A 13,854-nucleotide genomic window follows, 5' to 3' on the forward strand; every position below is an offset into this window, starting at 1 on the left:
CTAACAAAGTTAATGCCAGCAACTTCAAGTAAACCAACACAGTCTCATTCTGGAGCAGCTAATAAAACACAAAGTCAAAATAAAACCTTGAGAAAGACAATGTTGCCACGCACAGGTACCAAAGATACAATTATTTTGACAGGTTTAGGTACAGCTAGCTTGACCTCGGGGCTTGCTTTAACTAGCATGGTAAAGAAAAAAGAGAATTAATTAATTTTGACTGCTTTGCTTGTGGAATGTTTATTAAAACAATCTATTGAGCAAGGTGCTAGTCTTGACATTTTTCAGATCGAAGTCAACTTTTTTACATTTCAAAATGTAGCAGATTGATAAACTCTCAGGAATGGTGCACATCCTCATTTCTGAGAGTTTTTAATTTTTTATGAAATTGAAAAATACTGACTCAGTTTGGCTTTTCGGGAGAAAGAAATTATTTTTATCTCGTTAACTGGTTTGTTGAGCATGATAAGCTTTAATCATCTTTTTTTGTGGGGTTGCCATGGGGTACTTGCCAAAGTCATTGGCGGAAACCCAGACAAGTTCTTTATCTGTAGCCAACTGACTTGTAGAAACCCGTCCTTCTATTAATTCCACTGTCCATTTTTGATGACTAAAAGTGTGTTTGACAGGATTGAAAGTTGTGCTTAGCCAAGTTGGATGTAATTGGTAATTCTGCTCGAAAAGTGATTTTTGCGAGACGACTTCCATCACAGTTTTGTTATTGTTCTCAAATAGATTTAACTGTTGACTGATAAAATCGGTTTCAAACAGGGGGAAAGACCAAAAGCCAGAGAGGAGACGTCCGTCAACATTTTTTTCAAGGAGAAAGTCACCATTTTGATTTCGAATGACAAAAGCTTGAAGTTGCAGTGGTTTTGGTTTTTTCTTGGGTAATTTAATGGGATATTTATCCATTGTTCCATTAAGATAAGCGGCACTGAAGAAACGAATGGGGCTTTCCTCAGGACGTGGGTTTTTGGCAGATTCAATATCCGTTCCTAAATCCATGAGTGCCTGATTAAAATCTCCAGGGCGGTCAGGATCAATAAGGATTTCCATAATAGCCTGAAAAATCTTGCGGTTTTTAGGGTCACCGATGTCATGGTTTACTTCAAACAGTCGTGCCATAACACGCATAACGTTGCCATCAACAGCCGGTTCTGGTAAGTCAAAAGCAATACTTGCAATAGCACCAGCAGTGTAAGGACCAATTCCTTTTAACCGAGAAATCGTTTCATATGAAGATGGAAATACGCCAGAAAAGTCATTCATTATTTGTTGGGCAGCTTTTTGCATATGACGGACGCGGGAGTAATACCCTAAACCTTCCCAAGCTTTGAGTAAGCGTTCTTCATCAGCAGTAGCTAATGTTTCAACCGTTGGAAACCAGTTTAAAAATCGTTCATAGTAAGGAATAACGGTGATAACTTGTGTTTGCTGGAGCATGATTTCGGATACCCAAATATGATAGGGGTTTTTCGTTCGACGCCAAGGCAAGTCACGTTTTTCTTGGTCATACCAATTTAGAAGGGTTCGGCGAAAAGAAGTAATGGTTTTTGTATCCCACATTTTAATGCCATAATCATTTAATTCAATCATGTTGTTATTGTAACATAGGAACTTGGAAAAACACGTCAGAAAGTTCAAAAAGCATTTGCAAAATAACAAAAAATTTATTACAATAATGTTAAAAGCAACTCATTTGATTCATAGTGCAACTAAATTAATTTAATAAAATTATTAATAAAAGTAGATAAGGTTTATGCAGGGAGGAGTGACATCATGTTTTCAAAGATAAAATGTCTCGTCGATAGGTACTCATGGCATTTTTTTGCCTTTATGATACTTGTTTTTTTTCTTAACTGCCTATATCCATTTGATCATTCTCTTTGGGGACTTCATATAGAATGGTTGATCATGACCAAAATTTTTCCAATTATGGGTGTAGCTTGTGGGCTTGTTGCCATTGTCTTTAGGAAACTTAATCTCTTTATTCTTTCTTTAATTTTGTATTTTGCCCTTTGGATTAAACTCTTTTTAGCTTTTTCTTTATTCCCCTATTTTTTAGGCATTTAAGGGATGTTTCTTTAGAACAAGGCGACTAATAATTTTGTTGATAGACGAAAAAATGGTGTGATTTAGTACATTAAGAGGACTAAGTCTTTTTTAGTGTAAAATTAGAGGATGTCTTTGTCGGTTAAATGACATGAGAAATAAAGTGTGTTAAAAACTTGACTTCAGCAAACGCTTACATTATAATAAAAGTGTAAAGAAGGATGACAGGTGACGAAGCATTGTAGGAAATAGTCTCATGAGGAATGGGCAAGTTGTACGGTACAAGATGGAGACTGAGAACTCCAACGAACGGTAGGCAGAAACCGAATTTTACGTTTACAATTAAACAACAATGTGATCACTCTTTTTAAAACTTATCTAATTGATGTCTAATTTTACCAAAAGGAGCGCTCTAAACGGTATCAGTTTGAAAAGTTTCCAATGTTGAAAGGATGTATGTGATGCTAAGATTCAATAAGGGACGCTATAAAAATGGAGACTAGTTAGCTTGTCGCTGGTCATCCTTGATAATTGTTATTGGCACTCAGTGTGAAAGATGAAACTTATTTTTAATTGTTTTTATTGTCGCTTAGGGAATAATGCTTTTGAAAGATAGGAGGATCTTACGGACATAGCAAGGTATAAAAATGGAGACACGTTAGCTTCTGGTAGAAGATAAGGAGTGGCTCCAGTATAATCTAACAAGAATTACTGAAAACAACTAAAAAACGAAAATCAAGAACAACTTATCCTTTTAGTTAGAGAGAAAGGAGGTTGCACGTTAACAAGCAAACCATAATCTTCTCTTTGAGAGGAGAGATGAGACACAACTCGCTATGGAACGAATCGTAGAAAGGGGATTGCCAGTTAGAAAATAGATAAAAGAGGGAGATACCTACCGTGTGCAGTAGGTATCTTTTTTGATAAAAAGCAATTTATCCTTGATTTTAAATCAAGTTTCTTGTATACTAATAACCTGTGAGAGTCCCTCACTTACTCGTGGCAACGGTTACGAGTCATTAGACCAAAAGGAGGAAAATATCAATGGCTAAATACGAAATTCTTTATATCATTCGTCCAAACATTGAAGAAGAAGCTAAAAACGCTTTGGTAGCACGCTTTGACTCTATCTTGACTGACAACGGTGCAACTGTTATCGAATCAAAAGATTGGGAAAAACGTCGTCTTGCATACGAAATCAATGATTTCCGTGAAGGTCTTTACCATATCGTTAATGTTGAAGCGACTGACTCAGTAGCTCTTAATGAGTTTGATCGTCTTTCAAAAATCAATGGCGACATTCTTCGTCACATGATCGTTAAACTTGACGCTTAATCCCAAATGAGAAGGTAGTTTATGATTAATAATGTAGTACTAGTTGGTCGTATGACCAGAGATGCAGAACTTCGATACACACCAAGTCAAGTGGCTGTTGCAACATTTACATTGGCTGTTAATCGTGCGTTCAAGAGTCAAAATGGAGAGCGTGAAGCAGATTTCATCAACTGTGTTATCTGGCGACAGCCTGCTGAAAATTTGGCAAATTGGGCGAAAAAAGGAGCGTTGATTGGTATTACGGGTCGTATCCAGACACGTCATTATGAAAACCAACAAGGTCAACGTGTTTATGTGACCGAAGTTGTTGCAGATAATTTCCAAATGTTGGAAAGCCGTGCTACACGTGAAGGTGGTTCGACTGCTGCTTTTAATGGTGGATTTAATAATTCACAGGCAACTGCAAATAACAGTTATGCAACACCTGCACAACAAACACCTAATCTTGGTAGAGATGAAAGCCCCTTTGGAAGTGCAAACCCAATGGATATTTCAGATGACGATCTGCCATTTTGATGGGAATCATTTGAACGAAGACAATGAATTGAATAAATTTGCTGAAGAGACAGTAGCGGTTTTGCCTTTTGTCACATGTTGCAAATTTATATCTTGAAAAATATAAAGGAGAAAAACACATGGCTCAACAACGTCGTGGTGGGTTTAAACGCCGCAAAAAAGTTGATTTTATCGCAGCTAACAAAATTGCATATGTTGATTACAAAGATACTGAACTTCTTAGCCGTTTCGTTTCAGAACGTGGGAAAATTCTTCCTCGTCGTGTAACAGGAACTTCAGCTAAAAATCAGCGTAAAGTAACAACAGCAATCAAACGCGCTCGTGTTATGGCTCTTATGCCTTACGTAAACGAAGATTAGAAAAAATTGACCCATTGGGTCATTTTTTAGTGAACTTAGAAATATCAATGAACAAGCACCAGTGGTGCTCAGATTGAAGAAAAAGTCCATTTTGGATGATTTTTTCAATCTGTTTTCTTTTATTAAAACTTCTAGAAGGATTTCTGTAACAACCTTTCTAGGAATTGATATCACGTATACTGCACAACCAATTTGATGATTTCTCAGTTATAGAGCGTTTGTCTATGTTCTGGTGTCAATGACATTTTTTAGTTTGTGTTCAAGAAATTAGAACAACACAAAAGGTTGGAAAGTAGCTCATTTTTTCACGAGCCTGAAAATAGTGAAGCGAGTACATGACTCTGAGTCTTTTCTAGGATTACTAATTAATCGAAGCATGTGCCGGATTATCGGTCTCTTAAAAATTGAGAGACTTTTCATGAGGTTCTTGACATCAGCTAAGAGCAGTGCAAGAAAAACTCCCTGCTTAAGAAACGGGGAGTTTGGTGCTGTTTATTTGTTTACTGGTGACATCGTGTTTTGGATATTATATTTGCGTTGTAGGTAATAGCGTACTCCAAGCGAAACTCCTCCGATAAGCAGGAGGACAGCAGGAGGAAGTTGTGGATTAAGTGTTTTTGGTAGGAAAGCTGTTGCATAGTATAGGGCAATCCATGCCAACATGGCAAGTGACAAAGCGGCAATGATTTTGAACCAACTTGGACGAAGGCTTTTATCTTTACCGAGGTGACGGTAAACGAAATAATAGGTTGCATACATAGAAGCACCACCTCCGAAACCAAGTGCCAGTAAAGAGATGAATCCTGTAACAGTGGCATTGGTATTGAAGAAAGTCATCATCCCATTCAAAAGGGCGACTAAACCGATAAAGAGAAGAGAAGTGTCTAACCACATCAGCCATGGATTGGTATTTTTTTCAGTTGTTTGATTTGCTTTTGAGTTAGGATCTTTGCTAAAAGAAGCTGCCCAAGCAGTTGGTGCACCAAATAAAGTTCTAGCAGTTACCCCTTTTTTCTGATTTTCTAAAATCGTTGGAATGGCTTCTTCGAGGATGCGTTTAATATCCTCGTCAGTTTTTCCATCCTGAATCAGCTTATTGGTGGCAATGTGAATAAATTCTTGGTTTTTCTTGGTGAGTTGTTGTAAATCCATAATGATCCCTTCTTCTGTGTAGTGTGTCAAGCAATTAGGAAGTAGAAGTAATAGAAATGAGTCTGTTTAGAAAATACCCAGGTAGGTAATTAATTTTTAGGAGTTTTTTGGCTAACTTGATAGTTTCTCTATCCGAAGAGAATGCTTTAGAACCATTTTTTTCTAATAAAGTAGATGACAACGCAAGAACTGAGCAGCGTGGCAATCAAAGTAATATACCAAAAGGCATATTCTAGACCGTTTAGTGGTAACCAGTTGTTTTGAAAATTCATCCCATATGCCGAAAAAATAACGGTTGGAATATCGAGCGCCATGGTCATCAAGGCTAGCGTTTTCATGATGGTATTCTGGTTGTTATTGATAATGGAAGCGGTGGTTTCAGTCATCGCATTCAAGACATTTTCATAAATGCCAGCCATCTCGATAGCCTGCTGGGTTTCAATCAAGGTATCTTCTAGTAAATCTTCATCTTCAATATATTTTTTGAGAGAACTGGTTGAGCTTGATAGTTTTTTAACAATCCGTTCGTTGAATTTCAAAGAAGCTTTTAAATAGACGATAGATTTTTCAAGTTCCATCATATCAATCAGCTCTTCATTTCGGGTAGCCGCTTCCAGCTGGGCTTCCAAACGTTCGCTTTGACGGTCAATGGTCCTTAGGGCAGTTAGAAAGAGTTCTGCGTTACGATAAAGGATTTGAAACACAAAACGTGTTTTCATAAACGTGTAAAAATTCTTGACCCGACGATTGTGGAAGTGATCAAAGAGTGTCATGTCATGCAAGCAGGTTGTGATGACAGCATTTTCAGTAACAATAATACCTAAAGGCATAGTAATATAATAACTCTTATTGTTGCGCTCTTCGTAGGTTGGAACGTCGACGATAATCAAGGTATAATCATCCTCAACAGCAATACGTGAGGTTTCTTCCACGTCCAAAGGGGCACGCAAGTCAGAAATGTCAATGTTAAACTGATCGGCGACCGCCATTGATTCTTCCTGAGAAGGGTTGACCAATTTAATCCAAGCCCCTGGCTCGAATGTTTCTATTTCTTTGAATTCAATTGCCGATGAAAGAAACATTTGTTTCATGACAAGCCCTCCTTTTTCAACATTACTGGGTATGGAGAATGATCAAACCTTGATAAATAGGGTCTTCCCAATGTCTTTCTGAAAAATTCTCAATACCCATTTATTATACTACAAATTCGCAATGTTTGGGGTAACTGGTTACCAGAAATTTTGCTATAATAAAAGAAATCTCGATTAGGAGGGTACCTCGAGGTACAATCAACATGCAAGATAAATTAATTATTCGTGGGGCGAGAGCTCACAATTTAAAAAATATTGATGTGGAGATTCCCCGTGACAAATTGGTTGTTGTTACGGGCTTGTCAGGATCTGGTAAATCTAGTTTAGCCTTTGATACCATTTATGCAGAAGGACAGCGTCGTTATGTGGAAAGTTTGTCTGCCTACGCTAGGCAATTTTTAGGCAATATGGAAAAACCGGATGTAGATTCGATTGACGGTCTTAGTCCAGCTATTTCTATTGATCAAAAAACGACCAGTAAAAATCCTCGCTCGACCGTTGGTACGGTTACAGAAATTAATGACTATTTGAGATTGCTTTATGCGCGTGTGGGGACACCTTACTGTATTAATGGGCATGGGGCGATTATGGCTTCTTCGGTAGAGCAGATTGTTGAGCAAGTTTTGGCCTTACCTGATCGGACACGGATGCAAATTTTGGCTCCTAGTGTACGTCGCAAAAAGGGGCAGCATAAGAATGTTTTTGAGAAAATTCAAAAAGATGGTTATGTTCGGGTGCGAGTTGATGGCGAAATTTTTGATGTGGCAGAAGTGCCAGAATTGTCGAAGAGTAAGAGGCATAATATTGAGGTTGTTATTGATCGTCTCATTAATAAAGACGGCATCCGCAGTCGCTTGTTTGATTCAATTGAAGCAGCTTTACGCCTAGGAGATGGCTATCTGATTGTTGATACTATGGACGGAAATGAACTGCTTTTTTCAGAACATTATTCCTGTCCGGTTTGTGGCTTTACCGTTCCAGAATTAGAACCACGACTCTTCTCCTTCAATGCGCCATTTGGATCTTGTTCGACTTGTGATGGGCTTGGTATTAAACTAGAAGTAGATTTGGATCTGGTAATTCCTGATGCTAGTAAAACCTTAAGAGAGGGCGCTTTGGCGCCTTGGAATCCTATTTCTTCTAATTATTACCCAACCATGCTAGAGCAAGCCATGAAGAGTTTTGGGGTAAATATGGATACACCTTTTGAAGCTTTGACTGAGGAAGAAAAAGACTTGGTGCTTTATGGGTCGGGTGGTCGAGAATTCCATTTTCACTATGTGAATGATTTTGGTGGTGAACGCAATATTGATATTCCTTTTGAGGGTGTAGTAACCAATATTAACCGTCGTTATCATGAAACAAATAGTGACTATACACGTAATGTGATGCGTGGCTATATGAACGAATTGACCTGTGTGACCTGCCATGGTTATCGTCTAAATGATCAAGCTTTATGTGTGCATGTAGGTGGTGAAACTGGTCCTAATATTGGTCAAATTTCAGAATTATCCATTGCAGACCAGTTACAACTTTTGGGAAAATTAGAGCTTTCTGAAAATGAAACCACCATCGCTAAACCGATTATCAAGGAAATTCATGACCGCTTGACTTTCCTAAATAACGTTGGACTCAATTATTTAACCCTGTCACGTGCTGCGGGAACCTTATCTGGTGGGGAGAGTCAGCGGATTCGTTTGGCGACACAAATTGGGTCCAATCTATCTGGTGTTCTTTACATTTTAGATGAGCCTTCTATTGGGTTACACCAGAGAGACAATGATCGGTTGATTGACAGTCTCAAGAAAATGCGTGATTTGGGAAATACTTTGATTGTGGTGGAGCATGATGAGGATACTATGATGCAGGCAGACTGGTTGATTGATGTGGGTCCTGGTGCAGGTGATTTTGGTGGGCAGATTATTGCCTCTGGCACACCCAAGCAGGTTGCTAAAAATAGGAAATCGATTACTGGTCAATATCTGTCGGGGAAAAAATCAATTCCAGTGCCCTTAGACCGTCGTTCTGGCAATGGCTGGTTTATTGAAATAAAAGGTGCTACTGAAAACAATCTTCAAAACCTCAATGTTCGCTTCCCACTTGGTAAATTTATTGCTGTCACAGGTGTGTCAGGATCTGGGAAGTCAACTTTAATTAACAGTATTTTGAAAAAAGCAGTTGCTCAAAAATTACATCGCAATGCTGATAAACCCGGGAAACACAAAGTCATCTCTGGTATTGAACATATCGAACGCTTGATTGATATTGACCAAAGTCCGATTGGAAGAACACCGCGGTCAAATCCAGCGACTTATACGGGTGTATTTGATGATATTCGTGATTTGTTTGCCCAAACCAATGAAGCTAAAATTCGTGGCTACAAAAAAGGGCGTTTTTCGTTTAATGTTAAAGGTGGTCGTTGCGAAGCTTGTTCTGGCGATGGGATTATCAAAATCGAAATGCATTTCCTTCCAGATGTCTATGTGCCTTGTGAAGTCTGTCATGGTAGGCGCTATAATTCTGAAACTCTTGAGGTTCACTACAAGGAAAAGAATATCGCTGAAGTGTTGGACATGACGGTAGATGATGCCTTGGCATTTTTCTCAGCGATTCCAAAAATTGCCCGTAAAATTCAGACGATTAAGGATGTGGGCCTAGGTTATGTGACCTTGGGGCAGCCAGCAACGACCCTTTCAGGGGGAGAAGCGCAGCGGATGAAGTTATCCAGTGAATTACACAAACGGTCGACAGGAAAGAGCTTGTATATTCTTGATGAGCCGACCACAGGTTTGCACACAGATGACATTGCTAGACTTTTGAAAGTTCTGGAACGCTTTGTGGATGATGGCAATACAGTGTTAGTTATTGAGCACAATTTGGATGTCATCAAATCAGCCGACCACATTATTGACTTGGGACCAGAAGGCGGTATCGGTGGTGGGCAAGTGATTGCCACAGGAACTCCAGAAGAGGTTGCCAAAGTCAAGGCAAGCTATACAGGACAGTATTTGAAAATGAAATTACAATAATGAATACGATCAGGAACTCGTAAAGTTCCTTTTTGTTTTTTAGAAAACCACTAGCACAGCTAGTGAGTCCAGTACACACTGGTGGTCTTGATTATCTTTCAAATGGTTGAAAATCATGGTAAACTTAAGGTAGTTTTTTTGGAACAAAAGGAGATCATTATGTCAACATTCTTAGAACAGCGCGTGCTTAAATGCCAAAAGCAATTGGAGGATAAGGGGCTAGAGGCTCTTATCATTACTCATTTGACCAATATTTATTATTTAACGGGATTTTCTGGAACCGCAGCGACCGTTTTGATAACAGCGAAGCGTCGTGTTTTTATCGCAGATTCTCGCTATACCTTGATCGCCAAGGGATGTGTGACAGGGTTTGATATTATTGAAAGTCGTACACCACTGCAAGTGGTTTCAGAACTTTTAAAGGCTGATCAGGTGGATCGTCTCGGTTTTGAAGACCAAGTGTCTTTTTCTTTCTATCAAGCTATGCAGACTGCTTTTTCCGGGGTTGATTTACTTGCTCAATCGGGTTTTGTTGAGGAGTTGCGCTTGATTAAGGATACCTCTGAAATTGAAACGATTGCTAAAGCTTGTTCGATTTCTGATAAGGCATTTATGGATGCTCTTGATTTTATCAAACCAGGAACAACCACTGAGCGGGATTTGGCGAATTTTTTAGATTTTCGCATGCGACAGTACGGAGCTAGTGGGATTTCATTTGACACGATTGCAGCGTCAGGTTGTCGCTCGGCTATGCCCCATGGACGTGCCAGTGATAAGGTTATTCAGTCGGGTGAAAGTTTAACCATGGATTTTGGTTGTTATTACAATCATTATGTTAGTGATATGACCAGAACCATTCATATGGGACAAGTAACCGATGAAGAACGTGAGATTTATGAGATTGTTCTTGAGGCCAATAAGGCTTTGATTGCTGAAGCTAGCGCTGGTATGACTTATAGTGATTTTGATGGTGTTCCGCGTCAACTGATTACTGAGGCGGGTTATGGGAGTCATTTCACACACGGCATTGGTCATGGGATCGGGCTTGATATTCACGAGAATCCATTTTTCGGTAAATCTGATCAAAAACTCCAAGCAGGTATGGTAGTGACAGATGAACCAGGTATCTATTTGGACAACAAATATGGTGTCCGAATCGAAGATGATTTGGTGATTACAGAAAGTGGTTGTCGAGTTTTAACACTAGCGCCTAAGGAATTGATTGTGTTGTAGAGCGTGTTCTAGAAAGGATTAGGGAAAGAAGCAATGGCAAATCGTTTATCATGGCAGGATTATTTTATGGCAAATGCAGAGCTGATTTCCAAGCGGTCAACTTGTGATCGTGCTTTTGTGGGAGCAGTTCTTGTCAAGGATAATCGCATTATTGCTACAGGTTACAATGGGGGTGTTTCTGCAACTGATAATTGCAATGAAACAGGGCATTATATGGAGGACGGTCATTGTATCCGAACGGTGCATGCTGAAATGAACGCCTTAATCCAGTGTGCCAAGGAGGGTATCTCGACAGATGGCACAGAACTCTATGTGACTCATTTTCCATGCATTAACTGTACCAAGGCTCTTTTGCAGGCAGGTATTAAAAAAATCACTTATAAGGCGCATTACCGTCCACACCCATTTGCCATAGAGTTAATGGAGAAAAAAGGGGTTGCTTATGTGCAACATGATGTTCCTCAGATTATCTTGGGAGAAAGAGCCGAATTTTAAGCGTTTTCCATGCGGGTGAGACCATAAGAATAGTCATAAAACATTTGAGCCTAAGGTATTTTTGTGGTAAAATGAAGTGATAAATATTTATAGTAAGAGGTAATCAAAATGATTGAAGCAAGTAAGCTTAAAGCGGGTATGACGTTTGAAAGCGAAGGCAAGTTGATTCGTGTACTTGAAGCAAGCCACCATAAACCAGGTAAAGGAAACACTATCATGCGTATGAAATTGCGTGATGTGCGTACAGGTTCTACCTTTGACACAACATACCGCCCAGATGAAAAGTTTGAACAAGCCATTATCGAAACTGTTCCAGCACAGTATTTGTATCAAATGGACGATACAGCCTACTTTATGAACACGGACACCTATGATCAATATGAGATTCCTGTTGTGACTGTTGAACAAGAATTGTTGTATATTCTCGAGAATTCAGATGTCAAAATTCAATTTTACGGAAGCGAAGTGATTGGTGTCACTGTTCCAACAACTGTTGAATTGACAGTTACTGAAACACAGCCATCTATTAAAGGCGCAACTGTGACGGGTTCTGGTAAACCGGCAACCCTTGAAACAGGACTTGTGGTTAATGTTCCAGACTTCATCGAGGTAGGTCAAAAACTAATCATCAATACAGCGGAAGGTACTTATGTTTCTCGTGCTTAATCCTTTGTCAGAAAAGATTAGTTCAAAGAAGAGAAAGGAAATGTTATGACAACTGAACATATCGGTGAAATTGTTATTTCACCACGAGTACTTGAAGTTATTACTGGAATTGCTACCACACAAGTTGAGGGCGTTCATTCCCTTCATAATAAAAAAGTGGCTGATAGCTTTAACAAAGCAAGTTTTGGCAAAGGTGTCTATCTTCAAACGGAAGAAGACGGTACTGTGGTTGCGGATATTTATGTCTATTTGCAATACGGTGTTAAGGTTCCTGCGGTTTCGATAGCCATTCAAAAGGCTGTAAAATCTGCCGTTTATGATATGGCAGAAGTGGTAATTTCTGCGGTTAATATTCACGTTGAAGGAATTGTTCCTGAAAAAACCCCAAAACCAGATTTGAAGTCACTTTTTGTCGAGGATTTCTTGAATGACTAAGAGTTTTCAAAATTCAAGAAGAGACTTACGTGAACGTGCTTTTCAAGCTTTGTTTAATATGGAAATGGGTGGTGATTTCTTAGTGGCTTCTCAGTTTGCTTATGATTATGACAAGGTAGCAACTGAGGATGGTCAGGCTTTAGAACTTCCCCTTTTCTTATTAAATCTTGTCAATGGAGTTATTGCTCACAAGGAAGAATTAGATCGTATCATTTCAGAACATTTGAAAACGGGTTGGTCGTTTGAGCGCTTGACGGTGACAGATAAGACCTTGCTTCGCTTAGGGTTGTTTGAAATTAACTATTTTGACGAAACGCCTGATCGTGTTGCCTTAAACGAAATTATTGAGGTGGCTAAAAAATACTCTGATGAAACATCTGCTAAATTTATTAATGGCTTGCTCAGCCAATTTGTTGTTTCAGAAGCTTCCTCAGCTAGCGAATAAAGATAAAAAATCGGACCGATCTTAGGATCGTGTCCGATTTTTGTAATGTAACTATAGTCGTGATTGAACTCTGCTCCTAAATGCTTGCTCCTGGAAGAAGGGTAATCGGTAAAATATAGTCTTTGCTCGTTTTATCGTTCTTGATTCTTTTGAGGAGGACCTCAACACACAGCTTGGCAATTTCCTCAATAGGTTGTTTAATTGTGGTTAATTGAGGGACATATTGTTCGACAAAAGTAGTACCATCATAGCCAATCAGTTTCATGTCTTGTGGAATGGTAATATGAAGCTGTTTGGCGACTTTCATGATGAGAATGGCAGTTAAGTCATCTGAAACAAAGAGTCCATCTGGTTTTCGTGTTGCTAAGATAGACTTGATTTCCATTTCACGGCGAATGGGAGACAGGTCATTTGGTAATTTAATGATTTCGGCACTTCGTTTGAGTTGATAATTAAAACCTAGTTGGCGTAGACCTGTTGGAGAATCGGAGTTGTCATTGCCTGTTATCATAATGATCTTTTGGCAACCGTGTTTTTGCAGGGTCTGAGCCGCCAATTTTCCCCCTTCAAAATTATCTGAAGAAATAATGGGGATGTTAGGTGCTAGGTTGCGGTCAAAAGCCACAATGGGAGCCTCCACACGTTCGTAGTCATCAATCCCCAAATTGTGACTAGAAGAAATAATACCATCAACTTGGTTGGCGGCAAGCATTTCTAGGTATTCTCGCTCCTTGATAGGATTGTGTTCGCTGTTACAAATAATGGTTTTGTAACCGTGCTTGAATAATTCAATTTCCAAATGCTCAATTAATTCAGCATAAAAGATATTGCTGATGTTCGGGAAGATAAGTCCAATGAGTTGGGCCGATTTTCCTTGTAAACTTCTGGCGAGATTATTTGGTTTGTAGCCCAATTCCCGCATGGCCTTATTCACCTTATCCACCGTTTTTTGAGACAGATAACCTTTTTGGTTGATAACACGAGAAACGGTAGTTGGGCTGACACCTGCTAAAGCTGCCACATCCGTTAATTTTGCGACCACT

Annotated in this window: 15 protein-coding genes; 11 read left to right on the plus strand and 4 right to left on the minus strand. The window is 39.2% G+C overall.

The features are described from left to right. Positions 1–210 (plus strand): LPXTG cell wall anchor domain-containing protein (locus tag H346_RS09630; RefSeq protein WP_037562567.1); only part of this gene is annotated, 210 nt, incomplete at its 5' end. Between the two features lie 234 nt (positions 211–444). On the opposite strand, the gene mutY is transcribed toward H346_RS09630, so the two are convergent. Then, positions 445–1,599 (minus strand): A/G-specific adenine glycosylase, encoded by a 1,155-nt coding sequence (gene mutY / locus H346_RS0103595; protein WP_027969878.1) that lies wholly within the window; start codon positions 1,597–1,599, stop codon positions 445–447. A 183-nt stretch (positions 1,600–1,782) separates the two neighbouring features. On the opposite strand from mutY, the gene H346_RS0103600 reads away from it, so the two are divergent. From H346_RS0103600 to rpsR, 4 genes are all read left to right on the plus strand, one after another. Next, entirely contained in the window at positions 1,783–2,076 is a 294-nt protein-coding gene (locus H346_RS0103600; RefSeq protein ID WP_027969879.1) for a hypothetical protein, read from the plus strand. A 1,023-nt stretch (positions 2,077–3,099) separates the two neighbouring features. Beyond that, on the plus strand, positions 3,100–3,390 hold the full coding sequence (gene rpsF, locus H346_RS0103605) for a 30S ribosomal protein S6 (RefSeq protein ID WP_027969880.1): 291 nt from the start codon (positions 3,100–3,102) through the stop codon (positions 3,388–3,390). 21 nt (positions 3,391–3,411) lie between these two features. Continuing rightward, complete coding sequence (locus H346_RS0103610; RefSeq protein WP_027969881.1) at positions 3,412–3,906, plus strand: single-stranded DNA-binding protein; 495 nt, start codon at positions 3,412–3,414, stop codon at positions 3,904–3,906. A gap of 119 nt (positions 3,907–4,025) precedes the next feature. Beyond that, on the plus strand, positions 4,026–4,265 hold the full coding sequence (rpsR, locus tag H346_RS0103615; RefSeq protein WP_027969882.1) for a 30S ribosomal protein S18: 240 nt from the start codon (positions 4,026–4,028) through the stop codon (positions 4,263–4,265). A 492-nt stretch (positions 4,266–4,757) separates the two neighbouring features. Here the strand turns inward: rpsR and H346_RS0103620 are convergent, their stop codons facing one another. After that, positions 4,758–5,417 carry a DUF1129 domain-containing protein gene (locus H346_RS0103620; protein ID WP_027969883.1) on the minus strand — a complete coding sequence of 220 codons (660 nt, stop codon included), beginning with the start codon at positions 5,415–5,417 and terminating at the stop codon, positions 4,758–4,760. A 146-nt stretch (positions 5,418–5,563) separates the two neighbouring features. Next, complete coding sequence (locus H346_RS0103625; RefSeq protein ID WP_027969884.1) at positions 5,564–6,508, minus strand: magnesium transporter CorA family protein; 945 nt, start codon at positions 6,506–6,508, stop codon at positions 5,564–5,566. Positions 6,509–6,711: 203 nt separating this feature from the next. Here H346_RS0103625 and uvrA point away from each other — a divergent pair, with 203 nt between their 5' ends. From uvrA to nusB, 6 genes are all read left to right on the plus strand, one after another. Beyond that, the gene (gene uvrA / locus H346_RS0103630; RefSeq protein ID WP_027969885.1) at positions 6,712–9,537 is read left to right on the plus strand and encodes an excinuclease ABC subunit UvrA; all 2,826 of its coding nucleotides are present in this window, start codon (positions 6,712–6,714) and stop codon (positions 9,535–9,537) included. 159 nt (positions 9,538–9,696) lie between these two features. Beyond that, complete coding sequence (locus H346_RS0103635; RefSeq protein WP_027969886.1) at positions 9,697–10,770, plus strand: M24 family metallopeptidase; 1,074 nt, start codon at positions 9,697–9,699, stop codon at positions 10,768–10,770. 33 nt (positions 10,771–10,803) lie between these two features. Continuing rightward, complete coding sequence (locus tag H346_RS0103640) at positions 10,804–11,265, plus strand: deoxycytidylate deaminase (protein ID WP_027969887.1); 462 nt, start codon at positions 10,804–10,806, stop codon at positions 11,263–11,265. 108 nt (positions 11,266–11,373) lie between these two features. Continuing rightward, a complete protein-coding gene (efp, locus tag H346_RS0103645) occupies positions 11,374–11,931 on the plus strand; it encodes an elongation factor P (protein ID WP_027969888.1) in 558 nt (185 codons plus the stop codon). A gap of 45 nt (positions 11,932–11,976) precedes the next feature. Beyond that, entirely contained in the window at positions 11,977–12,366 is a 390-nt protein-coding gene (locus tag H346_RS0103650) for an Asp23/Gls24 family envelope stress response protein (protein ID WP_027969889.1), read from the plus strand. Continuing rightward, the gene (gene nusB, locus H346_RS0103655) at positions 12,359–12,811 is read left to right on the plus strand and encodes a transcription antitermination factor NusB (protein ID WP_027969890.1); all 453 of its coding nucleotides are present in this window, start codon (positions 12,359–12,361) and stop codon (positions 12,809–12,811) included. The genes H346_RS0103650 and nusB overlap by 8 nt, the downstream gene beginning before the upstream one ends. Positions 12,812–12,887: 76 nt before the next feature. Here the strand turns inward: nusB and H346_RS0103660 are convergent, their stop codons facing one another. Beyond that, positions 12,888–13,853 (minus strand): LacI family DNA-binding transcriptional regulator, encoded by a 966-nt coding sequence (locus H346_RS0103660; RefSeq protein WP_027969891.1) that lies wholly within the window; start codon positions 13,851–13,853, stop codon positions 12,888–12,890. Position 13,854 lies beyond the last annotated feature (1 nt).

Source organism: Streptococcus castoreus DSM 17536 (assembly GCF_000425025.1).
Taxonomy (GTDB): domain Bacteria; phylum Bacillota; class Bacilli; order Lactobacillales; family Streptococcaceae; genus Streptococcus; species Streptococcus castoreus.